The sequence below is a fragment of the Marinobacter sp. genome (assembly GCF_041690455.1).
Taxonomy (GTDB): domain Bacteria; phylum Pseudomonadota; class Gammaproteobacteria; order Pseudomonadales; family Oleiphilaceae; genus Marinobacter.
Genome location: NZ_JAWLHI010000047.1, coordinates 1 through 24401, shown reverse-complemented (window position 1 = coordinate 24401; position 24401 = coordinate 1). Strand labels below are relative to the sequence as shown.

26 protein-coding genes are annotated in these 24401 nt (G+C 60.3%); 12 read left to right on the top strand and 14 right to left on the bottom strand.

What is annotated here, in order from left to right:
• Window positions 1-48 precede the first annotated feature (48 nt).
• Window positions 49-546 (top strand): Lrp/AsnC family transcriptional regulator, encoded by a 498-nt coding sequence (locus tag ACESMW_RS12610; protein WP_343810189.1) that lies wholly within the window; start codon window positions 49-51, stop codon window positions 544-546.
• 1 nt (window position 547) lies between these two features.
• Here the strand turns inward: ACESMW_RS12610 and ACESMW_RS12605 are convergent, their stop codons facing one another.
• On the bottom strand, window positions 548-1162 hold the full coding sequence (locus ACESMW_RS12605) for a TetR/AcrR family transcriptional regulator (protein WP_372987373.1): 615 nt from the start codon (window positions 1160-1162) through the stop codon (window positions 548-550).
• A 126-nt stretch (window positions 1163-1288) separates the two neighbouring features.
• Here ACESMW_RS12605 and ACESMW_RS12600 point away from each other — a divergent pair, with 126 nt between their 5' ends.
• Entirely contained in the window at window positions 1289-3022 is a 1734-nt protein-coding gene (locus ACESMW_RS12600) for a proline--tRNA ligase (protein ID WP_372987372.1), read from the top strand.
• A gap of 21 nt (window positions 3023-3043) precedes the next feature.
• On the opposite strand, the gene murB is transcribed toward ACESMW_RS12600, so the two are convergent.
• The 9 genes from murB to ACESMW_RS12555 all read right to left on the bottom strand — a co-directional run bounded on the left by murB (window position 3044) and on the right by ACESMW_RS12555 (window position 11950).
• On the bottom strand, window positions 3044-4093 hold the full coding sequence (gene murB / locus ACESMW_RS12595) for a UDP-N-acetylmuramate dehydrogenase (protein ID WP_372987371.1): 1050 nt from the start codon (window positions 4091-4093) through the stop codon (window positions 3044-3046).
• Window positions 4090-4569 (bottom strand): low molecular weight protein-tyrosine-phosphatase, encoded by a 480-nt coding sequence (locus ACESMW_RS12590; protein WP_372987370.1) that lies wholly within the window; start codon window positions 4567-4569, stop codon window positions 4090-4092. The genes murB and ACESMW_RS12590 overlap by 4 nt, the downstream gene beginning before the upstream one ends.
• Before the next feature lie 2 nt (window positions 4570-4571).
• A complete protein-coding gene (gene kdsB, locus ACESMW_RS12585) occupies window positions 4572-5360 on the bottom strand; it encodes a 3-deoxy-manno-octulosonate cytidylyltransferase (protein ID WP_372987369.1) in 789 nt (262 codons plus the stop codon).
• A gap of 23 nt (window positions 5361-5383) precedes the next feature.
• A complete protein-coding gene (locus tag ACESMW_RS12580) occupies window positions 5384-5572 on the bottom strand; it encodes a Trm112 family protein (protein ID WP_091999861.1) in 189 nt (62 codons plus the stop codon).
• Window positions 5565-6623, bottom strand: coding sequence for a tetraacyldisaccharide 4'-kinase (lpxK, locus tag ACESMW_RS12575; RefSeq protein WP_372987368.1), 1059 nt, complete (start codon window positions 6621-6623; stop codon window positions 5565-5567). Before lpxK ends, ACESMW_RS12580 begins: the two co-directional genes overlap by 8 nt.
• Window positions 6620-8398 carry a lipid A export permease/ATP-binding protein MsbA gene (gene msbA / locus ACESMW_RS12570; RefSeq protein WP_372987367.1) on the bottom strand — a complete coding sequence of 593 codons (1779 nt, stop codon included), beginning with the start codon at window positions 8396-8398 and terminating at the stop codon, window positions 6620-6622. Before msbA ends, lpxK begins: the two co-directional genes overlap by 4 nt.
• On the bottom strand, window positions 8385-8813 hold the full coding sequence (locus ACESMW_RS12565) for an ExbD/TolR family protein (protein WP_372987366.1): 429 nt from the start codon (window positions 8811-8813) through the stop codon (window positions 8385-8387). Before ACESMW_RS12565 ends, msbA begins: the two co-directional genes overlap by 14 nt.
• Window positions 8814-8818: 5 nt before the next feature.
• Window positions 8819-9445, bottom strand: a complete 627-nt coding sequence (locus ACESMW_RS12560) for a MotA/TolQ/ExbB proton channel family protein (protein ID WP_372987365.1) — start codon at window positions 9443-9445, stop codon at window positions 8819-8821.
• A 72-nt stretch (window positions 9446-9517) separates the two neighbouring features.
• Entirely contained in the window at window positions 9518-11950 is a 2433-nt protein-coding gene (locus ACESMW_RS12555) for a DNA internalization-related competence protein ComEC/Rec2 (RefSeq protein WP_372987364.1), read from the bottom strand.
• 78 nt (window positions 11951-12028) lie between these two features.
• Here ACESMW_RS12555 and ACESMW_RS12550 point away from each other — a divergent pair, with 78 nt between their 5' ends.
• The gene (locus tag ACESMW_RS12550; RefSeq protein ID WP_372987363.1) at window positions 12029-12574 is read left to right on the top strand and encodes a DUF2062 domain-containing protein; all 546 of its coding nucleotides are present in this window, start codon (window positions 12029-12031) and stop codon (window positions 12572-12574) included.
• Here ACESMW_RS12550 and ACESMW_RS12545 read toward each other — a convergent pair.
• The gene (locus ACESMW_RS12545; protein WP_372987362.1) at window positions 12562-13272 is read right to left on the bottom strand and encodes an ABC transporter ATP-binding protein; all 711 of its coding nucleotides are present in this window, start codon (window positions 13270-13272) and stop codon (window positions 12562-12564) included. The two genes, ACESMW_RS12550 and ACESMW_RS12545, sit on opposite strands and share 13 nt — an antisense overlap.
• Window positions 13265-14506, bottom strand: coding sequence for a lipoprotein-releasing ABC transporter permease subunit (locus tag ACESMW_RS12540; protein ID WP_372987361.1), 1242 nt, complete (start codon window positions 14504-14506; stop codon window positions 13265-13267). Before ACESMW_RS12540 ends, ACESMW_RS12545 begins: the two co-directional genes overlap by 8 nt.
• Window positions 14507-14767: 261 nt before the next feature.
• Here ACESMW_RS12540 and ACESMW_RS12535 point away from each other — a divergent pair, with 261 nt between their 5' ends.
• The 8 genes from ACESMW_RS12535 (at window position 14768) to infA (ending at window position 20829) form a co-directional block, all read left to right on the top strand.
• Complete coding sequence (locus ACESMW_RS12535; protein ID WP_372987360.1) at window positions 14768-15076, top strand: hypothetical protein; 309 nt, start codon at window positions 14768-14770, stop codon at window positions 15074-15076.
• 103 nt (window positions 15077-15179) lie between these two features.
• Window positions 15180-16232 carry an agmatine/peptidylarginine deiminase gene (locus tag ACESMW_RS12530; RefSeq protein WP_372987359.1) on the top strand — a complete coding sequence of 351 codons (1053 nt, stop codon included), beginning with the start codon at window positions 15180-15182 and terminating at the stop codon, window positions 16230-16232.
• On the top strand, window positions 16229-17152 hold the full coding sequence (locus ACESMW_RS12525) for a carbon-nitrogen hydrolase (RefSeq protein ID WP_372987358.1): 924 nt from the start codon (window positions 16229-16231) through the stop codon (window positions 17150-17152). Before ACESMW_RS12530 ends, ACESMW_RS12525 begins: the two co-directional genes overlap by 4 nt.
• Window positions 17153-17159: 7 nt before the next feature.
• Window positions 17160-18071, top strand: coding sequence for an AAA family ATPase (locus ACESMW_RS12520; RefSeq protein WP_372987357.1), 912 nt, complete (start codon window positions 17160-17162; stop codon window positions 18069-18071).
• Window positions 18072-18122: 51 nt separating this feature from the next.
• On the top strand, window positions 18123-19076 hold the full coding sequence (gene trxB / locus ACESMW_RS12515) for a thioredoxin-disulfide reductase (RefSeq protein ID WP_372987356.1): 954 nt from the start codon (window positions 18123-18125) through the stop codon (window positions 19074-19076).
• A gap of 25 nt (window positions 19077-19101) precedes the next feature.
• A complete protein-coding gene (aat, locus tag ACESMW_RS12510) occupies window positions 19102-19815 on the top strand; it encodes a leucyl/phenylalanyl-tRNA--protein transferase (RefSeq protein ID WP_372987355.1) in 714 nt (237 codons plus the stop codon).
• Window positions 19816-20529: an arginyltransferase gene (locus tag ACESMW_RS12505; RefSeq protein ID WP_372987354.1), complete on the top strand. Its 714-nt coding sequence runs from the start codon at window positions 19816-19818 to the stop codon at window positions 20527-20529.
• 81 nt (window positions 20530-20610) lie between these two features.
• Entirely contained in the window at window positions 20611-20829 is a 219-nt protein-coding gene (infA, locus tag ACESMW_RS12500; RefSeq protein ID WP_014421226.1) for a translation initiation factor IF-1, read from the top strand.
• Window positions 20830-20935: 106 nt separating this feature from the next.
• Here infA and clpA read toward each other — a convergent pair whose 3' ends face one another.
• The gene (gene clpA / locus ACESMW_RS12495) at window positions 20936-23206 is read right to left on the bottom strand and encodes an ATP-dependent Clp protease ATP-binding subunit ClpA (RefSeq protein ID WP_372987353.1); all 2271 of its coding nucleotides are present in this window, start codon (window positions 23204-23206) and stop codon (window positions 20936-20938) included.
• 18 nt (window positions 23207-23224) lie between these two features.
• Window positions 23225-23584 carry an ATP-dependent Clp protease adapter ClpS gene (gene clpS / locus ACESMW_RS12490; RefSeq protein ID WP_091999910.1) on the bottom strand — a complete coding sequence of 120 codons (360 nt, stop codon included), beginning with the start codon at window positions 23582-23584 and terminating at the stop codon, window positions 23225-23227.
• Between the two features lie 331 nt (window positions 23585-23915).
• On the opposite strand from clpS, the gene ACESMW_RS12485 reads away from it, so the two are divergent.
• Entirely contained in the window at window positions 23916-24224 is a 309-nt protein-coding gene (locus tag ACESMW_RS12485; RefSeq protein WP_372987352.1) for a cold shock domain-containing protein, read from the top strand.
• The last annotated feature ends 177 nt before the right edge of the window (window positions 24225-24401 follow it).

Sequence of the window (24401 nt, the reverse complement as noted above, 5' to 3'; positions counted from 1 at the left end):
GTAAATTTGAGCATAAACCACCCTTATTGATACCAAGGCAGCAACATAATGCTCAAACAACCCAAAGAACTCGTAAAAATTGACAAAACCGACCGGCGGATCCTGGAAGAACTCCAGAAAGACGGCTCACTGACCAATCAGGAACTGGCGGAAAAGGTGGGGCTTTCCCCCTCCCCCTGCCTCAGACGGGTAAAGGCGCTTGAGGACGCAGGCGTCATCCTTGGCCGGGCCACCATCCTGGACCACAAGAAGCTGGGGCTGTCATTAACGGCCATCATCCTGATCGGCATGGACCGGCATACCCCGGAACGTTTTGCAGCCTTTGAAGAAAAGGTCGCCGGTTACCCTGAGGTCCAGGAGTGCTACCTGATCACCGGGCAGGACGCCGACTACATGCTCAAGGTGGTGGTCCCGGACATGGACCATTACCACCACTTCCTGCTGAACCATATTACGCGGATCCAGGGAGTCAGTGGCGTCCATTCCAGCTTCGTTCTCAGGCGGGTCATCGACAGCACCGCCCTGCCTCTGGGTTACCTGTCCTGAATCAGCGAATCAGCTCCCGGACATAGGCGCCCGCCATACATTTGAGCTCCTCGACCAGCTGACGACCCTGGTCTTCGGGCAGGGTGACCGCCAGGCGGAGAATGTTGCCGGCCGAGCGTGGCAGCAGCAGGCTGGCCGTCCAGCGACGACCCGCCGGGATATGGGGGCACTCCTCCTTCAGACGGGCGTCCAGGTCCTGGGCGTTGCTGTAGAGTTCGCGAAGGTCCAGCTCCCGGAGCTCAGGCATTGCCTCGACACCACTCCATATCGCCGAATAGGCCGGCTCGGTCCGGTAGAACTCGTAGAACTGATCGATGAGAATGTCCACCGCCTCGATCAGCCCCAGCTCCGGCAGGTGCTTGCGCAGGGCCTTCTCCATCTTCTCCACGTGCTGTTCGGCGATGGCGTGAACGATCGCCGCCTTGTTGGGAAAGTAGCGGTAAAGCGAGGCCAGGGACATACCCGATTGCCGGGCAATGGCGGACATGCTGGTGGCATCCACACCGACTTCGTCAAATATGGCCGCGGCATGCGACAGGATGGTGTTTACCCGCTCGCGGCTCCGGGCCTGGACAGGCTGGCGGCGGGGGGCAACATCAACAGTTTCATCAGTCATCATCTGTACCTTGTCAGGCTGGCTCCGTACAATAACCACCACTTTACGACATAATAAGACGCCGGCGGCGAGGATCCGCCTGTCCATTAGTCTAACCATTCTGATTCAAGCCAAACGGAAGAGACAATGCGAGCAAGCCGTTACCTGATTGCCACCCAGAAAGAGACCCCCGCTGACGCGGAAATTATCAGCCACCAGTTGATGTTACGTGCCGGTATGATCCGCAAGCTCGCAGCCGGCCTGTACACCTGGCTGCCAATGGGGCTGCGCAGCCTGCGCAAAGTAGAGCGGATTGTTCGAGAAGAGATGGACAAGAGCGGTGCCCAGGAAGTCCTCATGCCAGCGGTACAGCCGGCAGAACTCTGGCAGGAGTCCGGCCGCTGGACCGAGTACGGTGGCGAGCTGCTGCGCATGAACGACCGCCATGGTCGGGACTTCTGCTTCGGACCGACCCACGAGGAAGTCATTACCGACCTGATCCGGAACGAGCTTAAGAGCTATAAGGAACTGCCTGCGAACTTCTACCAGATCCAGACCAAGTTCCGGGATGAGCGCCGCCCACGATTTGGCGTGATGCGTGCCCGCGAGTTCATCATGAAGGATGCCTACTCCTTCCACATCGACGCGGAGTCTCTGGACGAGACCTACCAGGTAATGCACCGGACCTATTGCAACATCTTCGACCGCCTGGGCCTGGACTATCGCCCGGTAGAGGCGGACTCGGGCGCCATCGGTGGCAGCAACTCCCACGAATTCCACGTACTGGCCTCCTCCGGTGAGGACGACATTGTGTTCAGCACCGAGGGCGATTACGCCGCCAACATCGAAAAGGCGGAGGCTGTTGCGCCTGCCGGCGAGCGCCCCGCGCCAGCCGAGGACATGAAAGAAGTCCACACCCCGGGCCAGCGCACCATTGACGCCATTGCCGAGTTCCTCGGCATTGACGCCACCCGCACGATCAAAACCCTTCTGGTGAAGGGTGAAGAGGATGAAAACGGCCAGTCCGGACTGGTGGCACTCATACTCCGTGGCGACCATACACTGAACGAGATCAAGGCTGAAAACCTTGCCGGCATCGCCGAGCCACTGACCATGGCGACCGACGAGGAAATCAAGAGCGCGACAGGCTGCGAGCCCGGTTCCATCGGCCCCGTGAACCTGCCGGTGCCCGTCATCGTCGACCGCAGTGCTGCTCACCTGGCAGACTTTGTCTGCGGCGCAAACCGGGACGACTATCATCTGACCGGCGTCAACTGGGAGCGGGATGTCCCGCCAGGCCGGGTTGAAGACCTTCGCAATGTGGTCGAGGGTGACCCGAGTCCGGATGGCAAAGGCACCCTGGAGATCCGTCGCGGTATCGAGGTGGGTCATATCTTCAAGCTGGGGAACAAGTACAGCAAGTCCATGAACGCTACCGTCCTGGACGAGCACGGCAAGAGCGTGACCATGGAAATGGGCTGCTACGGCGTTGGTGTTTCCCGGATCGTGGCCGCCTCCATCGAGCAGAACCATGACGACAAGGGCATCATCTGGCCCGACGCCATTGCCCCCTTCGAGGTCGTCATCGTGACCCTGAACGCCCATAAGTCACCGACCGTAGCCGAGGCCGGGGAAAAGCTTTACGAGCAGTTGCGCCAGGCGGGCTTTGATGTCCTGCTGGATGACCGTAACGAGCGCCCGGGAGTGAAGTTCGCGGACATGGAGCTGATCGGTATTCCCCACCGTTTCGTGGTTTCCGATCGGGGGCTGGCTGCAGGCACCCTGGAGTACAAGGGTCGCAGGGATGAAGAAAAGCAGGATATCCCGGTGGACGAAGCCCTGCCCTTCCTGATCAACGCTTCGCCGCGCAAGGGGCTCTGAGCACAGTCATCCCGAGCGGATTCAGGCTATCGGAGAGAGCCCGGCACCACCTACCACGCCGGGCTCCATCTCCAGGATCACACCAAACCGTTTCCGGATCGACTCGCGTATCCGGGCCGCAAGCTCCAGAATATCCCGGCCACTGCCCTGGGCATGGTTGATCAGAACCAGAGCCTGACGGTTGTGTACCCCAACCCGCCTGTCCCGGTAACCTTTCCAGCCGCACTGGTCGATCAGCCAGGCCGCGGCAACCTTGACCCCCTGTGGCTGGGGATAGGCCGGGATCTCCGGATACTGTTCCTTCAGCCGATTATAGTCCGCCTCAGTCACGACCGGGTTCTTGAAAAAGCTGCCGGCATTGGGGATCTGGTGGGGATCGGGGAGTTTGCGACGGCGAATGGCCATCACCGCCTCGGCTACCGTCAGGGCGTCCGGTTCCCGGTCGGGAAGACTGGCAAGGTACTCTTCCAGGTCCCGGTAGCCCAGCTGGAGGGGCTTACTGCGTGACAGCCGCAACCGTATCTCGGTGATCACATAACGGCCGGATTTGCGCTTGAACAGGCTGTCTCGATAACCGAACCCGCACTGATCATTGGCCAGACGAAGCCACTTGCCCGTCTCGCGATCAAAAGCGGTTACCGATACCAGCGTGTCGCACAGTTCCACGCCGTAGGCACCGATATTCTGCACCGGGGCGGCGCCCGCCGTACCCGGGATCAGGGCGAGGTTCTCGATGCCCCGGTAGCCGGACTTTGTCGCGTAGAGCACGGCTTCATGCCAGTTCTCGCCGGCCCCCAGAACCAGGGTGGCCTCATCACCGTCGACCTGCTCCCAGTGCCGGCCGCGCATCGCCATGTGCACCACCAATCCCGGGAAATCACCGGCAAACACCAGGTTGCTGCCTCCGCCGAGAAACAGGGTGTCGAGACCGCGCTCCCGCGCCCACGCCAGGGCATCCTCCAGCAGATCTGGCTCCCGCAGCTCCAGGAAATACCTGGCCGTGGCCGGGACCTGCAGGGTATTGAACGCCTGCAGATCGACCTGCTCCTGAACCGCCACCCGATCCTTCAACGCAGGCGCCCCCTGATCTCGCCAAGGAGCCCCTGACCGGCCTCGTGGATGAGATCCAGCACGAGCTCAAAGCCATCCTCGCCACCGTAGTAGGGGTCGGGCACTTCTTCGTGGCGGGACTTGCCATAGGACAGGAACAGCTCCGGGGCGGTACCGCCATTCTGGTGCCACATGTCCTTCACATCCGCCAGATTCTGGCGATCCATCACCAGCACATAGTCGAACTCATCCAGGTCTGATTCGATGATCTGGCGGGCCCGGAGGTCGCTGATATCAATACCCCGTTTACGGGCGGCTTCCATGGCCCTGGAATCCGGTGATTTGCCCACATGCCAGCTACCCGTGCCGCAGGAATCGATGTGAATCCGGTCCGACAGCCCGGCCTCCTCCACCAGGGAACGAAAGACGCCCTCGGCGCTGGGAGATCGGCAGATGTTTCCCAGGCAGACAAACAGCACCCGAACACCATTGCTCATGTTCACCTCTCCTGTTTCGTTGTCAGCCACGCCCGGACACGCTCGAGATCCTCGTCGGTGTCCACCCCGGCAGGTGGATTCTGCGCGGCAATGTCTACGTGGATCCGGGCACCGTTGTAGAGCGCCCGCAGCTGTTCAAGGGACTCTACCCGCTCGGTCGGGGCCGGCGCCCAGGATACGAATTCGCTCAGCACACTGGCACGATAGCCGTAGATGCCGATGTGCCGGAAATATCCAACTCCATCCGGCAACGAGACCAGCCCCCTGGCCGAATCCATACCCGATGGCCACTGATCCCGGGCCCAGGGAATCGGCGCCCGGCTGAAATAGTGGGCCATGCCCTGATGGTCAAAGACTACCTTGACCACATTGGGATTGAACACCGGCCCGATATCGTGGATACGCTCGCAGAGAGTGGCAATCGAGGCCTCCGGGTACCGCTCCAGGTTTTCTGCCACCTGGTTGATCAATGCGGGAGGGATCAGGGGCTCATCGCCCTGGACATTCACCACCCGATGGTCCGGATCCAGCTCCAGCTTGCGCGCGACCTCTTCGAGCCGATCGGTGCCACTGGCATGGTCGGGCGAGGTCATCACCACTTCCGCGCCAAAACGTTCGCAGGCCTCCTGGATCCGCCGGTCATCGGTGGCCACAACCACCCGGGAAGCGCGGCTTTCGGCCGCACGCTCACACACGTGACGAATCATCGGCTTGCCGGCTATATCCGCCAGCGGTTTACCAGGCAGGCGGCTGGAGGCATAGCGGGCTGGAATCACAACGGTGAAGGACATGCTCTCTCCCTTACCAGATCGGGTCAGTGCTTTTCGAGACGTTCGTCGGTACTCAGGGTCCGGGCCTCGCTGGCCAGCATGACCGGGATTCCCTCCCGGATCGGGAAAGCCATGGCATCCTGGTAACAGATCAGCTCGGTTTTCTCCTTGTTGAGCTTCAGGTCGCCCTTGCAGACCGGGCAGGCCAGCATGGCAATCAGCTTTTTATCCATGGTCCGTTCTCTTCTGGTTTGATTCGTTCAACTGTTGCGAGCATTCCTCGAGCCGCTGGAGAAACGCTTCGATAAAACTGTCCGGCAACTCCGCCTCCACCGCAAGGTACCAGGCGTTATCCGGTGCAAACTTCCGGCATTTTACGGCGTCCTTGGCAGTCATCACCAGCCACTCGCCAGGCTCTGCCGACAAATCGCGAGCCCTGAAACGGTGGTGGTCCGGGAAAGGTGTCTCCCGGACCTGGGCACCAAGCAGCCTGAGCGTGTCGAAAAACCGCGAGGGATTGCCGATACCGGCAACGCCATGAACCTTTCGCCCGGTAATCTCGGCCAGTGGTGCCTGATGGCCTGTTGTCACCTGGATAAGGGAGGAAGGAAGCAGTCGCATGGGGAAGATCTCCGGATGCTCAACGCCCTCGAAGCTCTCGAGCCGATCCTCGGCGTCTTCGGTTCTGGCACCGTTAACCACCACAAAATCAACACTCGAAAGCCTTGAGACCGGCTCCCGTAGCGGGCCTACCGGAATCATGCCGCCATTGCCGATGCCTCGGCTGGCATCGAACACGGCCAGCTCGATATCCCTTGGCAGAGCATAGTGCTGGAGGCCGTCGTCACAGATCAGGACGTTGCCCAGAAACCGGGAAATGGCAAGGGCGGCTCCCCGCCGGCGCTGGGGATCGACCACCACCGGGACGCCGGTCGCCTGTGCCAGCATCACCGGCTCATCACCGGCCACTGACGGATCGCTGTCACCGTCGACCACAAGCGGGTAATGGGCGGACTTACCACCATAGCCCCGACTGAGGATCACCGGCCGCCAACCGGCAGCGGACATTTCCTTGACCAGGCGGGCCGTCAGCGGGGATTTGCCGGTGCCACCGGCGGTAATGTTGCCAACCACCACCACCGGAACCGGAAGCTGTTCATTGCGAAGCTCCCAGGCCTTGCGGCGGCGTGAATTCCCGACCGCACGGTAGAGCCAGGCCAACGGCGCCAGCCAGCCGAGCGGACGGCCTTTGCCATACCAGACCCGGTCCACCACAGAAGTCATGGATGCTCGCTGAACTGCATCTGGTGCAACTGGGCGTAGGCGCCACCGGTCGCCAGCAACTCCTCATGACGACCGGATTCAACGATCCGGCCCTTCTCCATCACCAGGATCCGGTCCGCCTTCTCGATGGTGGACAGGCGGTGGGCAATCACCAGCGTGGTCCGGCCTTGCATGACCGTTTCCAGAGCCTCCTGGATATGGCGCTCGGATTCGGTATCCAGTGCCGAGGTGGCCTCGTCCAGAATCAGGATCGGGGCATCCTTTAACAGGGCCCGTGCGATCGCGAGCCGCTGGCGCTGGCCGCCGGACAGCATCACACCGTTGTCCCCGATCATGGTATCGAGGCCCTCCGGCATCCGGTCGATAAACTCCAGGGCATGGGCTTTCTCCGCCGCCGCCCGGATCTCCTCGCGGCTGCAGTGCCTCAGGGCACCATAGGCAATATTGGCGGCGATGGAGTCGTTGAACAGCACCACGTTCTGGGTCACCAGCGCGATCTGGGCACGCAGGGCCGTAAGCGAATATTCCCGCAAGGAATGGTCATCAATGCGGATATCGCCACCGGTAAATTCGTAGAATCTGGGCAACAAACTGACCAGGGTCGACTTGCCACTGCCCGAACGACCGACAAGGGCAACGCTCTGTCCTGCCGGGATGGTGAGGGATATGCCCTCGAGAACGTTATCGAGCTGGTCCCGGTACCGGAAGGAGACATCGTCGAAACGGATATCCCCGGCAACGCGATCCGGCGCGTAGGTCCCCGGATCATCTTCCGGTTGTTCATCGATGGTCTCGAACACATCATGGGCCGCCGCCACGCCCTTCTGGATCTTGGCGTGGATGTTGGTGATCTGGCGAATGGGCTTGGCCATGGTGGTAGCCGCCGTCAGGAAGGCCACCAGCTGGCCGGTGGTCATTTCACCCCGGATTTCCGGAGCAAGCATCATCCAGACCAGCGCCGCGATCGCGATCGCCACCAGCACCTGGATCACCGGCACGCTGATCGCCTGGGTAGCCGCCATTTTCAGGCTCTGCTTCAGGTTCTGATCGTTAACGGTGCGGAAACGTTCCTTTTCGTAGCCTTCACCGCCAAAGGTACGGACAACGCGGTAGCCGGTAATCGATTCCGAGGCCACATGGGTGATATCGCCCATGGAGCCCTGAATGCGCTTGCTGATCTTGCGGAAGCGCTTGCTGGCATAGCTCACCACCGCACCGATGATCGGACCCACGGTGAGGAACAGCAGGGTCAGCTTCCAGTTGGTGTACAGCATGAAACCAAGCAGGCCGATAACCGTCAGACCCTCACGCAAGGCAGTGGTTACGGCGTTGGTGGTCGCCTCGGCCACCTGCTCGACGTTGAAGGTCAGCTTCGAGACCAGCCGCCCGGACGCGTTGTCATCAAAATATCGGGACGGCAATGCCATGAGCCGCTCGAACAGGTCCCGGCGCAGGGAATTGATTACATGGCGGCCAACGTAACCGATGAAGTAGGTGCTCATGTAGGTACCCAGACCCCGGGACGCGAACACTCCCACAATCAGCAGCGTCAGTATCAACCGGTTCTGGTCAGTGGGGTTTTCGATGGCCGTGATGACGTATTCCATGGCCGCCGCCATGCCAGTGGAGGCAGCGGCATAGATGACGTTGCCAATGACCGCCAGGGAAAAGGCAATCCAGAACGGCCGGGCATAGGACAGCAGCCGCTTGTAGGTCTCCCAGCTGCCCTTGTCCAGGGCAGCCGGCGCAGCAGGTTCCGGGTTATTCACCAGCATCGGCCTCCCGCTCCGTGGTTATGCTCAACTTGGCAAAACCCAGGCGGCCGGCAACATCCATGGCGCGAACCACGTACTCGTGTGGCGTGCGGGCATCGGCGGTAATGATGAATGGCAGGGAACTATCACCTTCGGCCAACTCACGGACACCCTTCTCAAGGGTCTCCCTCCGGTTGTTGACCAGGGTACGGTCGTTGAGGATGTACTGCCCCTCAGCGTTGATAACCACATCAATCTGCTTCACCTCGGCCGGCTTGGCCGGATCGCCGCTGGCCTCGGGCAGCTCGACCTGCAGATGGCTTTCCCGGGTAAAGGTGGTGGATACCATAAAGAAAATCAGCAGCAGAAAGACCACGTCGATCAACGGGGTCAGGTCGACGCCGACTTCCTGACTTCTCTGGCGCTTGAACTTCACGGTGTTCAGGCTCCTTCCACGTCGATTTCGCGGTCTCCGTGTACAACCTCAACCAGCTTGATGGCTTCCTGCTCCATGTTGACCACCAGCTCATCAACACGGCGGATGAAATAGCGGTGACAGATCAGGGCCGGAATCGCCACGCTCAGACCGGCCGCCGTGGTGATCAGGGCTTCGGAAATGCCCCCGGCCAGGTTGCCGGCGTTGCCGACACCGGCGAGCTGGATCTCGGCGAACACCTTGATCATGCCGATTACCGTGCCCAGCAGGCCAAGCAACGGTGCGATGGTGGCCACGGTGCCGAGCGGATTCAGGAACCGCTCCAGTTCGTGGATCACCTGGCTGGCTTCGTGCTCGATGCTTTCCTTCATGATTTCCCGGCCATGCTTGGCGTTAAGCAGACCGCCGGCGAGGATTCGCCCGAGAGGAGATGACGCCTGAAGGGCCTTGAGCTTCCGGCCATTCAGGTCCTTTTTCTTGATCCAGCGCCAGAGTTCGTTGATGGTCTGGGGAGGAGCAACCCTGGAGGCACGAAGGGTCCAGAAACGCTCCAGGACGATGGCCAGAGCCAGGACGGAACAGGCAACAATGGGCACCATCAGAATGCCACCGGCTTTCAACAACTCGAACACGCTTGGTCTCCCTGGTTAGTTACAAGCCGCGCTACTTTAGCATAGCTGCCGTTTCAGGCCACACCCGTTGTGTCACGGTATTTTACATTGGTCACGGGTCAGCCCCGCTCCACCGATCCAGAACGGTGAATCGTGTCTCATTTCATGGACTTCCAACCCTCCGGCAGTCGCCCTGAACGTAATACCGCCGGAGCAAGCGGTATTCAGTGCGTCCGCCCCGATCTGCCGATACCGGGCGACCACATCCGGATGCGGGTGACCATAGCGGTGCCGGTAGCCGGCGGTATAGATCACATGATCCGGCTCCAGGATTTTGACCCAGGCGGCGGAGGACGATGTCTTGCTGCCATGGTGGGGTGCCAGGAGAACCCGATGCAGGGACGGATGCGCCCCGGACTCGAGGGATTCGAGAAAATCGGCCTCAACCGCTTCGGAGATATCCCCCGGCAGAATCCACTCCGTCGCCTGGTGCCGGACCACCAGCACGCAGGACGCATCGTTGCCGACCACGCCATCAGGACTCCGCCAGTAAGCCAGCTCCAGCGCTCCCAGCGTTGCCGGCTCCCGCTGGCAACTCTCAACAGGCACGTGGGCCGGGACTGCCACTTCTTCCAGGGCATCCGGCTCCCCGGCAATCACCCGCCCAACGGGCAGACTGCCAAGTAACAGGCCAACTCCACCGGCATGATCACTGTCACTGTGGCTGATCACCAGTTGGTCTATCCGGCGGACCCCAAGGTCCCGAAGGTTCGGCAGGACCGTTGATTCCATCGCCGAAAACACCCCCGGTACCGCCGGGCCGGTATCGTAGAGCAGAACCTCCCGACGGTGGCGCACCAGCACCGAAAGCCCCTGCCCGACATCCAGGATACGCACTTCCGGTACGGGCACATGCCGGTTCACCGGGCGACCGTTACTGGAAGCGGAATCGGACCCGGGCCACAACCACAGAACTACCGCACACACCACCAGGGCAGGAAACCAAGGCAGAGGGAGACGAAGGGCCAGCAATCCGGATGCAGCCACCAGCAACAGTGGCATGGTAGCCGATGACAGAACCGGTACCTGCCACTCCGAAAGGCGGAGTAACAACCACCAGAGTCCCTCCAGCACAGCGTCCATCAAGGGGATCACCCATTCCGCCAGCGCCGGAATCAGGGCGACCACGATGCCGCCAATGATAATCACCGGCATGACTATCAACGAGACCCAGGGAATGGCAATCAGGTTGGCTACCAGGCCTGCAATCGGCTGCCCCTGACCAAATTGTTCGAGCACAGGCCAGAGCCCGACAAAGACAGCCATCTGGGCCAGGACCAGTCCTGTCAGCCATCCACTGCCCCCTAACCGTCCGGAGAAGGTCACAAGCAGGATGGCAACCGCAGAGAAGGAAAGCCAGAAACCCTGGTCCAGAGGGGCAAACGGATCCAGTGCCAGAACAATTGCGAATGCCAGTGCCAGGGACCTCCAGGGCGAGGTCTCCAGCCCATCCATCAGTGCCCAGGTGGCGACCATCACCATGATCAGGGCCCTGCGTGTTGGTACCGTGAATCCGGATGCCAGGGCATAAGCGAGACAGCTGGCGCCGACCACGGCAAAGATGCCCCAGCGCAATGACGCCTCGGATAGCCGGTGCCCGGGAAAGCCCAGCAAGGCCCGACGGGCCATAAAGCCTGCCCCCAGCGCCACCAGGCCCAGGTGCAAGCCCGATATGGCCACCAGGTGAATGGTCCCGGTGGCCTTGAGCACCTCCCAATGGGACGATTCCAGGGCGCCCCGGTTGCCGATCATCAGGGATGCGATCAGCGGGTAGCGGCTGGCTCCGGAAAACCGGCTTTCCACCCAGCGCGCAAGAGCCTGGTGGGAATCAGTGTAGCGGCAGTGCAGGCTGCAAGGCAGGGTTGGAGCAGACTCTGCCGACCGGACACTGCCGGTTGCGCGGTAGCCTTTGCGGAACAGCCAGTCCTCGTATCTGAATCCCGAGGGATTAAGGGTTCCGTGGGGACGCCTCAGCACCACTTTCAGGTTCAGGCGATGGTGTGCCAGCGTTTTTGCCTCACCGCCGTACCAGCTCAACCGCAGCCGTCCCGGCAGTCCCGTTTCGGGTCCCCCGGGCCAGCCGGTGATGCAAAAGCTGAAACGCAGGCTGTCGAAACTGCCGGCCGCCGGAATATCGCAGACATAGCCCTCGACCGTCAGGGGAATGCGCTCCAGATCCGGAGGCAGACGCTGACTCAACTGGTGCCCGGCCTGCCACGCGCCCCATGCCAGACCGGCTATCAGGGCGCCAGTCACCAGCGCCAGCTTCCGCAGTGCCGGAGACTTCGCTGCCAACACACTGTAAAAAGCTGTCACAAGGGCCGCCAGCAGCCACCACGACACTGGTAACACCGACAAGCGATACAGTAAGATAACGCCGCACGAGAACGCTATGGCGCAAAGAATCGCCAGGCCGTGCGATTGCGGCTTATACGGCTGTTCAGAGCTGGTATGACTCGCGGACAATCCATGTCCTCCTGATATTTATTCTCCGGCAACATCCCTTTTGCCGGCGCAATCACACGCTTACAGGCAGAACTTCCTATGCCAAAGAAGTTCATGAAACGATATCTGCCGTCACCGGAACGGGTGCAGTCCATGAAATCACTGCACTTTCTGGGCGATATCCTTCATGAACCCAACCTGTGGCACATCAATCGCCACAGTGTCGCCAGGGCCTTCCTGATCGGCATCTGGTTTTGCTTTATTCCCATGCCTTTCCAGATGCTGGCCGCAGCATTGTTTGCGATCTGGTTCAATGCCAACCTGCCCCTGTCCGTGGCATTGGTATGGATCAGCAACCCGGTCACCATGCCACCCATGTTCTATTTCAACTACAAGGTCGGCGCGTGGATCCTGAACCGCCCGGTATTGGCCTTCGAATTCGAACTTTCCTGGCCCTGGATCAGCGAACGGCTAGTGGATATCGGAATCCCCCTGTATCTGGGCTCCCTGATCTGCGCCACCGTCTTTGCCTGCCTTTCCTACCTGGCCATCCAGTACCTCTGGCGCCGGAAAATCCGCTCGGATTGGCGTGAGAGAAGGCTGGAACGGCACAAACGCCGCCGCACCGCCAATCAGGCTTCCTGAAGCAGACGCCCCTGCTCCAGCCGTAACACCCGCCCCAGGCTCCGGGCCATTCGCATGTCGTGGGTCACCATGACAAAGGCAATACCGGATTGGTCACGCAGGGTTTCAATCAGCGCCTGCACTCCCTCACCGGTGTGCTCGTCCAGGTTGCCGGTGGGCTCGTCCATCAGCACGCATTCCGGCTCGTTCACCAGGGCGCGGGCAATGGCGACACGCTGGCGTTCGCCCCCGGACAGCTCGCCGGGCTTGTGGGTCAGACGGGGCCCGAGACCGACCTTCTCCAGAATAGACGCTGCCTTGTCACGGGCAGCCTTGACCGGCAACCCACCAAGGGCGCAGGGCATCATGACATTCTCCAGGGCAGTGAATTCGGGCAGCAGATGGTGAAACTGGTACACGAACCCCAGATGCCGGTTCCGGAAACGTGCCCTGCCCGCCTCCGACATCCGGTGAATATCCTCGCCGCAGATGTGGATCTGCCCCGAGGATGGTTTATCCAGCCCACCCAGCAGGTTCAGCAGCGTTGTCTTGCCGGCACCGCTGCTGCCGACAATGGCAACGGTCTCACTGGCACCGACCTGCAGGGAGATATCGGAAAAAATCGTGAGCTTCTCCGGGCCCTCGTTGTAGGTACGGGTAACGCTGCGGCAGTCAATAACCGGTGTTCTTTCGTTCATGGGAGCTCTTGCCTCACTCATACCGCAGTGCCTCCGCCGGATCGATCCGGGATGCACGCCAGGCAGGATAGATGGTTGCCAGCAAGCTCATCAAAAGCCCGGCACCGCTGATGATCATGACGTCCTGCATCTGGAGCTGCGACGGCAGATAGCTGATGAAATAGACGTCGGCACTCAGGAACTGGTGCCCCAGGACCTTTTCCAGCCAGGAGATAAAGGCGCTGATGTTCAGGGCCCCGAGCACCCCCAGCGTGGTTCCCACCAGGGTTCCGAACACCCCGATAACCGCACCCTGAACAATAAAGATCCGCATGATACGGCCGGGGGTTGCCCCCATGGTCCGGAGAATGGCGATATCCGCGGTCTTGTCGGTCACCACCATGACCAGGGTCGAGACGATGTTGAACGCCGCCACCGCCACGATGAACATAAGTAGCAGGCCGATCATGGTCTTCTCCATGCGGATGGCCTGGAACAGGTTGCCATGGGTCCGGGTCCAGTCGGAAATAAAGTAGCGACCCTCTAGCAGGCGCGCGGCCTCTTCCGCCACTTTCGGGGCGGCGAACAGGTCGTCCACCAGCAGGCGCACGCCCTGGGCCTTGCCGCCGGTACGCATCAGCTTGGCGGCGTCGTCCATATGAACGAGCGTGTAGTTGCCATCAAGCTCCGCACCCACGCTGAAAATGCCCTTGACGGTAAAACGTTTCAGCCTGGGCAGAACGCCCGCCGGGGTCACGGAGGCTTCGGGCAGCACGACGGTCAGCCTGTCCCCCACCTTGAGGCGAAGACTTGCCGCCATGGTCCGGCCTATGATGATGCCGAACTCGCCGGACACCAGGTCCTCCAGATCGCCCTCGATCATGTGATTTTCGATGATGGAAACCGAACGTTCCTGTTCCGGCAGGATGCCATTGAGCATCACGCCCCGGACGTCGCCACCTCCGGTTACCATGCCCTGCCCCTGGATGAACGGTGCGGCGGCCAGCACCCTGGGATGTTCCTCCACCCGGGCATCGACCGCCTCCCAATCGGGCAGCGGACCGGAGCCCTGTATCACCGCGTGGGGCACCATGCCCAGGATCCGTTGCTTGAGTTCGCGATCAAAGCCGTTCATCACCGACAGCACGATGATAAGAACCGCGACACCGAGCATCAGCCCGATCATGGAGGTCAATGAGATAAACGAGATGAAATGATTGCGACGCTTGGCTGCGGTGTACCGCAAACCGATATAGAAAGATAAGGGTCGGAACATGTAGGAGTGCTGCTCTGTTAGAATCCCTGAATGGCAAGCTCGGCGTGGTCGAGCGCATTATGGCCCTTGTCCAAAATCGGTTGCAACCGGACATCCCTCACCCTGCGTGTGAAAGCCTTGGCAAAAATTTCGGGCCCAAACAGTATAAACTGGGGGAAAGCGGGTGACTTTTGCTAGTCTTTTTCGGATATTACGTTTTATCCATGTCCTTTCGGAGCACCCCGCAAGGACCCGAGCTGTAGCGTCAATGGAGAGCCATCAATGAGAAACAACAAAACCCTGTTCGGTGTACTGGCCCTGGCGGCCGCCCTGTCGTTTGCGCCGGCCAGCGGTGTCCTGGCTGAAGAGCTTCGGACTCCGATTGGAAGCCAGGCAGACCGGAACCAGGGAAACTATCCGAAAACCGGGCTGTCCCAGTCCTCGGTCCGGGCAAAGTGGGGCAACCCGCAGGAAGTCCGTGGCCCCGTTGGCGAACCTCCCATTACGCAATGGCATTACCAGGGTTTCGTCGTCTATTTCGAAAACGATCTCGTGCTTCACACGGTACTGAAACGCCAGACCGGACGATAACAAAAATACACCGCCAACCGGCCCGTTTTCACGGCTGTTGTCCTGACGCCGGGCCAGTCCTTGGTTAGAATGGCGGCTTTTGCGAGTTAAGGTAGCTTCAACAGTGACTTCAAGACGAGTGTTGCCCGCCGAGTGGGCACATCAAAGTGCCGTAATGCTGACCTGGCCCCACCCCGGTACTGACTGGGCTTCCTGCCTGGAAGAAGTGGAACCGGTCTTTGAAGCCATCGCCCGGGCGGTGCTGCGCTTCGAGCATCTGGTGATCAGCTGCGAGCACGTTTTCCGGCTGCAGGACCTGGACCGTGATCTTAACCTTTATGCCGAGGAAAACTCCCTGCCCGGACGCGTCATCACCGTTCCTGCGCCAGCCAACGACACTTGGGCCCGGGACCATGGCCCGATAACGGTCCAGACCGGGGAGGGTCCCGAACTGCTCGACTTCCGGTTCAATGCCTGGGGCGACAAATTCCCCTGGGAAAAGGACGACGCGCTGAACCGCCACCTGGCCAATGCCGGCGTGTTTGGCACGACACCACTCAAACCCGTGGATTTCGTGCTCGAAGGCGGCTCCATCGAGTCCGATGGCCAGGGAACGCTGCTCACGACCAGCGAATGCCTGCTCACCCCCAGCCGTAACCCGAGCCTGGACCGCACCGCCATTGAACACTTGCTGACCGAGGTCCTGGGTAGTAGCCGGGTCCTGTGGCTGAACCACGGCTACCTGGCAGGCGATGACACCGACAGCCATATTGATACCCTGGCCCGATTCTGTGCCCCCGACCACATCTGTTACATCACCTGCCCCGATGTGGCGGACGAGCACTACAGTGCCCTGGCCGCCATGGAGGAGGAACTGCGGGAGTTCCGGCAGGCGAATGGCGAGCCCTACCGGCTGACGGCCCTGCCCTGGCCGGATCCGGTTCACGATGAGGACGGCGAACGACTGCCGGCCACCTACGCGAATTTCCTGATCATCAACGGTGCTGTCCTGCTGCCAGTATACGGGGTCGCCCAGGACGACGAGGCAATCGAAGTCATGCAGGGCATTTTCCCGGACCGGGAGATCATCCCCATTGACTGCCGGCCACTGGTCTACCAGCACGGCAGTCTGCATTGCGTCACCATGCAAATTCCCGCAGGAGTGGTTAATCCATGAGCAAGGCCCGCGAAAGTCGAGAACTTCGCATCGCAGCAATCCAGCAAGCCTGCAGTGAGGACAAGGCCGCCAGCCTGGCCGCCAGCGAAAAACTGATCCGCGAAGCGGCGAGCCAGGGCGCGGAGCTGATTGTCCTGCAGGAGCTGCACGCCACCCTGTATTTCTGCCAGACCGAGGATACCTCGGTGTTTGAGCTCGCCGAGCCGATCCCCGGCCCGACCAGTGACCGTTTGTCAGCACTGGCACGGGAACTGGGCGTGGTGCTGGTGGGTTCGATTTTCGAACGGCGCATGAACGGCGTTTACCACAACACCGCCGTGGTGTTTGAAAATGATGGCGAAATTGCCGGCATCTACCGGAAAATGCACATTCCCGATGATCCCGGTTTCTACGAGAAATTCTATTTCACCCCCGGCGATGCCCAATTCAACGACGGCCGCAATGGTTTCACCCCGATCGACACCTCGGTCGGCAGGCTGGGCGTGCTGGTGTGCTGGGACCAGTGGTATCCCGAGGCCGCCCGACTCATGGCCCTGGCCGGCGCCGAGATCCTGATCTACCCCACCGCCATTGGCTGGGACGTCACCGACGATCCGGACGAACAGGCCCGTCAGCTGGAAGCCTGGGTGACGGTTCAGCGCGGGCATGCTGTCGCCAATAACCTCCCGGTGGTCGCACCGAACCGGGTGGGCACCGAGCCGGACCCTTCCGGTCAATCGGATGGCATCCGCTTCTGGGGTAACAGTTTCATCTGCGGTCCCCAGGGCGAATTTCTCGCCCGCGCCAATGACGAAAACGAAGGCATCCTCTCTGTCACTCTTGACCGAACCCGCACCGAATCGGTTCGACGGATCTGGCCGTATCTCAGGGACCGTCGTATCGATGCCTATGGCGACATTCTGAAGCGGGTAAGGGACTGAGGACAGGATGAAAAAACTGGTAGACAGCGTTGTCGATGAACTGAACAGCATTCTCCTGGGCAAGGACCGGCAGGTACGTCTTGCCCTGTGCGGCCTGCTGGCCCGGGGTCACCTGCTGATCGAAGACATTCCCGGCATGGGCAAGACGACCCTGTCCCATGCCCTGGCAAAGGTGATGGGACTGAGCTACCAGCGTATCCAGTTCACCAACGATCTGTTGCCCGCTGATGTGCTCGGCTACTCCATGTATGACAAGGCCGCGGGCACCCTCGTCTTCCATCCTGGCCCTATCTTCGCCCAGGTGGTTCTGGCGGATGAGATCAACCGGGCCTCTCCGAGAACCCAGAGTGCCCTGCTCGAAGCCATGGAAGAACGACAGGTATCCATCGAAGGCGAGACCCGCCCCCTGCCAGAACCGTTTTTCGTGATTGCCACCCAGAATCCCATCGAACAGGGCGGCACCTTTCCGCTGCCCGAATCCCAGCTCGACCGTTTCCTGATGCGCCTGAGACTGGGCTATCCGGACCCGCGCGCCGAGCGCGAGTTGCTTGAGGGCGAGGACCGACGCGCCATGACCGAGCGCCTGGGTACCCTGCTGTCTGCCGAGAACCTCCGGACCCTGCAGGAAGGTGTCACCCGGGTTACCGCCAGCCCGGCGCTGCTTGATTACGTGCAACGGTTGCTGGAGCAAAGCCGGCGCATGCCCGGCCTTCTCTATGGCCTGTCCCCCCGGGCTGGCCTGGGCCTGCTCCGGGCGGGCAAGGCTTGGGCCATGATGGAAGGGCGCCACCATGTCCTGCCCGACGATATCCAGGCCGTTTTCCCAGCCGTCGCGGAGCACCGCCTCGAGCAGGGTGAATCCGGCAAGAGTGCCGAGCGCGTCCGACAATTGCTGGCGACGGTCTCGGTACTTGAATAAAAACCGTCTGACCACATAGTATTCATTTTCAAACATCAGTGAGAGACATTCATGAGCAACACCCAACACTCCCGACTGATCATCCTGGGCTCAGGTCCCGCCGGCTATACCGCAGCAGTCTATGCGGCCCGCGCCAACCTGAACCCGACCCTGATTACCGGTATTGAAGTCGGCGGCCAGCTCACCACCACGACTGACGTCGACAACTGGCCCGGGGACAACGACGGGGTTCAGGGGCCAGAGCTCATGCAGCGCATGCAGAAGCATGCCGAGCGCTTCGAGACCAGCATCGTTTACGACACCATCAACGAGGCTGACCTGAGCAACCGTCCTTTCCGGCTCAAGGGCGACGGCGGCGAGTACACCTGTGACGCGCTGATCATCGCCACCGGCGCTTCAGCCATGTACCTGGGGCTGGAATCCGAAGAGAAGTTCAAGGGCCAGGGTGTCTCCGCCTGCGCCACCTGTGACGGCTTCTTCTATCGCAAGCAAAAAGTTGCGGTAATCGGCGGCGGCAATACCGCGGTCGAGGAAGCCCTGTACCTCTCCAACATTGCCGACGAAGTGACCCTCGTGCACCGTCGCGACAGCCTTCGGGCGGAGAAGATCCTTCAGGACAAACTGTTCGAGAAAGCAGAGAACGGCAACGTCAACATCGTCTGGGACCACACGCTGGACGAGGTGCTCGGTGACGCCACCGGCGTAACCGGCATGCGCATCAAGAGCACCAAGGACGACTCCACCCGGGACATCGAGCTTGCCGGCGTGTTCATCGCCATCGGCCACAAACCCAATACCAGCCTGTTCGAGGGCCAGCTGGACATGGACAACGGTTACATCCGTATCCGTTCCGGCCTCGAAGGCATGGCGACCCAGTCAAGCATTCCGGGCGTGTTCGCCGCTGGCGATGTGGCTGACCACGTCTACCGCCAGGCGGTAACCTCCGCCGGTTTCGGCTGCATGGCGGCGCTGGACGCCGAGAAGTTCCTGGACCAGCAAGACTGAGCCGGACCGGAGTAACTGGAGCAGGATGACCACTCTCCCCTGGCTGGAACCGGACCAACTGTGGTTCCCTCCCGCCGAAGAGGCCCTGGATGACCCGGATGGTCTCCTGGCCCTCGGCGGTGATCTTTCCACCGACCGGCTGGTGCTCGCCTACCGGAACGGTATTTTCCCCTGGTACAGCGACGATCAGCCGATCCTGTGGTGGTCCCCCGATCCCCGATGCGTGCTGTTTCCACCCGACATCCATATCTCCCGGAGCCTGCGACGAACGCTGAACCAGAGACGGTTTCATGTCACTGCGGACCGGGCCTTCAGTCGCATCATCCGGCTTTGTGGGTCCACTCGTGCCGAAGGCACCTGGATTACCGATGACATGGTGGCAGCCTATACCGAACTTCATCGGCAAGGCATTGCCCATTCCATTGAGATCTGGAACCGCAACAACGAGCTTGCCGGCGGGATGTACGGGGTTGCACTGGGTCGCTGCTTTTTTGGCGAATCCATGTTTTCCCTGGAGACCAACGCGTCCAAGGTTCTGATGGTTCACCTGGCGAACCAGCTGCGGCTATGGGGTTACCGGATGATGGACTGTCAGGTAGAGAGCGACCACCTGCTGACCATGGGCGCCCGGAGCATTCCCAGAGCGGAGTTTTTATCTATACTCAGGGCATGTGTTGATCAGAAACCGGACCAGTCCGACTGGACCTTCACCTGGGAATGGCGTGGGCCGGAGGTATGAATGAGTAACCTCAGAACCCTGGTATTTTTTGCGACTCCACCCCATGACTGCAGTTACCTGCCCGATCGTGAGGCCACCACGATGTTTGTGGACCCGAGAGCCAACATCGACAAGAAGCTGTACAGTCAGCTGACTGCCCTTGGTTTCCGTCGCAGTGGCTCCCATTATTACCGGCCCCATTGCGAACACTGCAACGCCTGTATCCCCGTTCGCCTGAAAACCGAAGAGTTCCAGCCGGACCGAAGCCAGCGCCGGGTAATGAAAAAGAACGCGGACCTCGACTGTGAAATGGTGCCCGCCCGCTTCACCGAGGAGTACTACCGCCTGTACGCCCGGTATATCAACGAGCGGCACAGCGACGGCGACATGTACCCTCCGTCCCGTGAGCAGTTCAGCTCATTCCTGGTGGAGGGTGCCACGGATTCCTGGTTCCTGGAGATGCGCCTGGAGGGCAAACTGATGGGGCTTGCGGCCGTGGATATTCTCGATGACGGCCTTTCGGCCATCTACACGGTGTTTGCCCCCGAACTGGAGCACCGCAGCCCGGGAACCTTTGCCATCCTGTGGCAGATCGAAGAAACCAGACGTCGGGGTCTGCCACACCTGTATCTGGGTTACTGGATCAGGGAATGCCGGAAAATGAATTACAAGACCCGTTTCCAGCCGATCGAAGCTCTGCGCGATGGCCATTGGCGGACGATGGATGACAACTGACTTTGCCAAATGACGACAAATCAGGCAGAATTGCGCAATTTAAAATCACGAGAAGCATATTCAAAGAGAGGTTTCTACTGAATGGCGAAATCAGATGTCATTGAAATGGAAGGCGTCATCATCGACACCCTTCCCAACACCATGTTCCGCGTTGAGCTGAGCAACGGTCACGTTGTGACTGCTCACATTTCCGGCAAGATGCGCAAGAACTACATCCGCATCCTGACTGGCGACAAGGTCAAGGTTGAGCTGACCCCGTATGACCTGAGCAAGGGCCGCATTGTTTACCGCGCCCGTTAATCTGCCTCAGTGACATCTGAAAAACCCCGCCACGGCGGGGTTTTTTGTTGCCTGTGATATAAAAAAGCCGCTGCACAAGGCAGCGGCTTTACCGGATGGACCAGAATCAGACGGCTTCCGCGGGCTCGTCCTCGTACTCGAACTCGAGTTCGTCCCCCTTGAGGTGGACGTAGACCTCCCCGCCATGGTCGGACAACCGCCCGAACAGAATCTGCTCAGCCAGCGGCCGCTTGATCTTGTCCTGGATCAGGCGCGACATGGGGCGCGCGCCCATGGTGACGTCGTATCCGCGTTCCGCGAGCCAGGCCTTGGCCTCCTCGTCCACATGCAGGACCACATGCTTCTCGTCCAGCTGCGCCTGCAGCTCGGTGAGGAACTTGTCGACCACGTGGGTGATGGTCTCCTTCTGGAGATCACGGAACTGGATAATGCCATCGAGCCGGTTACGGAATTCCGGTGTGAAGGTCTTGGTGATCACCTCCATGCCATCGGTGCTGTGATCCTGCTCGCTGAAGCCGATGGAACGGCGGGCCATGCTCTCGGCACCGGCGTTGGTGGTCATCACCAGAATCACGTGACGAAAGTCCGCCTTGCGGCCGTTGTTGTCGGTCAGGGTGCCGTGGTCCATCACCTGCAGCAGCAGGTTGAAGACCTCCGGGTGCGCCTTCTCGATCTCGTCAAGCAGCAACACACAGTGTGGATGCTTGTTGACCGCCTCGGTCAGCAGGCCGCCCTGGTCGTACCCGACATAGCCCGGGGGCGCACCAATCAGGCGGGACACGGTATGCCGCTCCATGTACTCGGACATGTCGAAGCGTACCAGTTCGATACCCAGCACCTTGGCCAGCTGCTTGGTCACCTCGGTCTTGCCCACCCCGGTGGGGCCGGCAAACAGGAACGCACCTTCCGGCTTCTCCGGTGCCTTCAAGCCCGCACGGGCAAGCTTGATGGCCGTGGCCAGGGATTCGATGGCCGGATCCTGCCCGAACACCACCATCTTCAGATCCCGCTCCAGGTTGCGGAGCAGGTCCTTGTCGCTGGTGGAGACATTCTTCGGAGGAATCCGCGCAATATTGGCCACCACGTCCTCGATTTCCGAGACGTCGACGGTTTTCTTGCGCTTGTTTTCCGGCAGCATGCGCTGGCGGGCACCGGCCTCGTCGATCACATCGATGGCCTTGTCCGGCAAGTGACGATCGGTAATGTAGCGATCGGCCAGTTCCGCCGCTACCCGCAGGGCCTTGTCCGTGTACTTCAGGTCATGGTGCTTCTCGAAGTTGGGCTTGAGGCCTTTGAGGATCTGGTAGGTATCCTCGACGCTCGGCTCGTTGACATCGATCTTCTGGAAGCGGCGAGCCAGCGCACTGTCCTTCTCGAAGATGCCCCGGAACTCCTGGAAAGTGGTGGAACCGATACAGCGGATTTCACCGGAGCTGAGCATCGGCTTGAGCAGGTTGGACGCATCCATCACACCGCCGGACGCAGACCCCGCGCCGATGATGGTATGGATCTCGTCGATGAACAGGATCGCATGCTGCTGTTTCTTCAGTTCGCTCAGCAGACCTTTCAGACGCTTCTCGAAGTCACCCCGGTACTTGGTACCGGCGAGCAACGCGCCCATGTCCAGTGAGTAAACCACCGCATCAGAGATGATGTCCGGCACCTGACCATCCACGATCCGCTTGGCCAGGCCTTCAGCGATGGCGGTCTTGCCTACGCCGGCCTCACCCACCAGCAGCGGGTTATTCTTGCGACGGCGGGCGAGGATCTGGACCACCCGCTCGACTTCGTGTTCACGGCCGATCAGCGGGTCGATACGCCCCTGGCGGGCCTGCTCGTTCAGGTTAGTGGCATAGCTTTCCAGTGGCTTGGACTGGGAGCCCTCCTCTCCTGCCTCCTCGTGGGAAGCCTGGTCGTGGCCCTCCTGATCCTCGGCACCCTGAACCCGGGAAATGCCATGGGAAACGAAATTGACCACGTCAATCCGGGCGACGCTCTGTTTCTTCAGCACATAGACCGCCTGGCTTTCCTGTTCACTGAAGATGGCCACCAGGACATTGGCGCCAGTGACCTCCTTCTTGCCCGAGGACTGGACATGGAAGACAGCCCGCTGGAGCACGCGCTGGAAGCCCAGCGTGGGCTGAGTTTCACGTTCGCTGTCGTTACTGGGAATCAGTGGTGTGGTGGAATCGACGAATTCCACCAGTTCTTCCTCGAGGCGCTTGAGGTCAGCACCACAGGCTTTGAGGACACCCACCGCCGATTCATTATCAAGCAGAGCCAACAGTAAATGCTCGACGGTCATGAATTCATGACGCTTGTCCCGGGCACTTTTGAAGGCCGTATTCAGCGTAATTTCAAGATCTTTGCTCAGCATGGGCCACCCCAACGTCTGTCAGTCCGCACGTTCAATCTCGCAAAGGAGCGGATGTTCGCATTCCGAGGAATACTGATTCACCTGAGCTGCCTTTGTTTCTGCGATGTCTCGGGTATATACCCCACATACGGCTTTTCCCTGCGTATGGACGAGCAGCATCACCTGCGTCGCCTTCTCCTCGTTCATTCCGAAGAACTTCATCAATACATCCACCACGAAGTCCATGGGGGTGTAGTCATCGTTCAGAAGCACGACCCGGTAACGCGCCGGGCGCTTCAGAGCAGGCTTTTCGGGCGCAACACTGAGGTCGTCCTGTCGGCCTGGCTGATCGTCCTCCCCCTGATTCAATACTAGTAGAGAATTGTCGATAGTCCGCATGTTTCTTTACCGGTTTACTCGGTGTCCTCGGGTTAAATGTGGTTGTCCGGGGCCGGGTTTTCAAGCGGCCCGAGTCCCCTGGCGTGAGATATTTATCAATACGAGAATGATACAGCTTCCGGACCGCGTTAAACCACACATAACCTCGATAGAAACTATTGACTCCGGGCGCTGATTGGTCGACAGTTAGTAGGCATTGTAAAATAATGTAAATATATACGATGCAAACGTAACCGAGCGCACAAACGAGCAACAGGATCCCGGCGGAGTTCCGGGATTCCGGGTGTAACGAATAATAAGAACTGACAGCGAAAGAACAGGGGAGTTCATCATGCCAAGAGGCAAAGTCAAGTGGTTCAACAATGCCAAGGGCTACGGATTCATCATCGAGGATGGCTGCAGTGACGACCTGTTTGCCCACTTTTCCTCGGTTCAGATGGACGGCTACAAGACTCTGAAAGCCGGTCAGGCCGTCACCTTTGACAAAAAACCCAGTGACAAGGGAATTCACGCAGTCAACATCGTGCCCGAGGAAATGCCTTCCCGGCAGTCCCAGGCACCTTCCGGTAGCAGCGAAAAGAAGTCCGACCCCCGCGACGAGGGCCGTGGAGACTACCCCCCGCGGGCAGTAAACGCCTAAAGCGGCAACCTGTTTCCCCATACCTGCCTGACCGACAGGTATGAACCGGATGGCTGGCGCAGGCGCCAGCCGGGCTGTTGAATAACCGGGCTTATCACTGCGGGCAGCTGACGCCTCGGCCCGCACAAGTGTTTATTGTCCTGACTCCGGTTGCCAAATTTCCGGATTCGGGTACCC

What these genes read in the sequence shown, in the direction of transcription:
- ACESMW_RS12535 (WP_372987360.1), top strand. Translation starts at nt 14,768, where the DNA reads ATGAGAAACAACAAAACCCTGTTCGGTGTACTGGCCCTGGCGGCCGCC.
- trxB (WP_372987356.1), top strand. Translation starts at nt 18,123, where the DNA reads ATGAGCAACACCCAACACTCCCGACTGATCATCCTGGGCTCAGGTCCC.
- ACESMW_RS12600 (WP_372987372.1), top strand. Translation starts at nt 1,289, where the DNA reads ATGCGAGCAAGCCGTTACCTGATTGCCACCCAGAAAGAGACCCCCGCT.
- ACESMW_RS12505 (WP_372987354.1), top strand. Translation starts at nt 19,816, where the DNA reads ATGAGTAACCTCAGAACCCTGGTATTTTTTGCGACTCCACCCCATGAC.
- aat (WP_372987355.1), top strand. Translation starts at nt 19,102, where the DNA reads ATGACCACTCTCCCCTGGCTGGAACCGGACCAACTGTGGTTCCCTCCC.
- ACESMW_RS12590 (WP_372987370.1), bottom strand. Translation starts at nt 4,569, where the DNA reads ATGAGCAATGGTGTTCGGGTGCTGTTTGTCTGCCTGGGAAACATCTGC.
- ACESMW_RS12610 (WP_343810189.1), top strand. Translation starts at nt 49, where the DNA reads ATGCTCAAACAACCCAAAGAACTCGTAAAAATTGACAAAACCGACCGG.
- ACESMW_RS12485 (WP_372987352.1), top strand. Translation starts at nt 23,916, where the DNA reads ATGCCAAGAGGCAAAGTCAAGTGGTTCAACAATGCCAAGGGCTACGGA.
- kdsB (WP_372987369.1), bottom strand. Translation starts at nt 5,360, where the DNA reads ATGTCCTTCACCGTTGTGATTCCAGCCCGCTATGCCTCCAGCCGCCTG.
- clpS (WP_091999910.1), bottom strand. Translation starts at nt 23,584, where the DNA reads ATGCGGACTATCGACAATTCTCTACTAGTATTGAATCAGGGGGAGGAC.
- ACESMW_RS12545 (WP_372987362.1), bottom strand. Translation starts at nt 13,272, where the DNA reads ATGAGTGAGGCAAGAGCTCCCATGAACGAAAGAACACCGGTTATTGAC.
- clpA (WP_372987353.1), bottom strand. Translation starts at nt 23,206, where the DNA reads ATGCTGAGCAAAGATCTTGAAATTACGCTGAATACGGCCTTCAAAAGT.
- ACESMW_RS12525 (WP_372987358.1), top strand. Translation starts at nt 16,229, where the DNA reads ATGAGCAAGGCCCGCGAAAGTCGAGAACTTCGCATCGCAGCAATCCAG.
- ACESMW_RS12550 (WP_372987363.1), top strand. Translation starts at nt 12,029, where the DNA reads ATGCCAAAGAAGTTCATGAAACGATATCTGCCGTCACCGGAACGGGTG.
- ACESMW_RS12520 (WP_372987357.1), top strand. Translation starts at nt 17,160, where the DNA reads ATGAAAAAACTGGTAGACAGCGTTGTCGATGAACTGAACAGCATTCTC.
- infA (WP_014421226.1), top strand. Translation starts at nt 20,611, where the DNA reads ATGGCGAAATCAGATGTCATTGAAATGGAAGGCGTCATCATCGACACC.
- ACESMW_RS12580 (WP_091999861.1), bottom strand. Translation starts at nt 5,572, where the DNA reads ATGGATAAAAAGCTGATTGCCATGCTGGCCTGCCCGGTCTGCAAGGGC.
- ACESMW_RS12605 (WP_372987373.1), bottom strand. Translation starts at nt 1,162, where the DNA reads ATGACTGATGAAACTGTTGATGTTGCCCCCCGCCGCCAGCCTGTCCAG.
- lpxK (WP_372987368.1), bottom strand. Translation starts at nt 6,623, where the DNA reads ATGACTTCTGTGGTGGACCGGGTCTGGTATGGCAAAGGCCGTCCGCTC.
- msbA (WP_372987367.1), bottom strand. Translation starts at nt 8,398, where the DNA reads ATGCTGGTGAATAACCCGGAACCTGCTGCGCCGGCTGCCCTGGACAAG.
- ACESMW_RS12540 (WP_372987361.1), bottom strand. Translation starts at nt 14,506, where the DNA reads ATGTTCCGACCCTTATCTTTCTATATCGGTTTGCGGTACACCGCAGCC.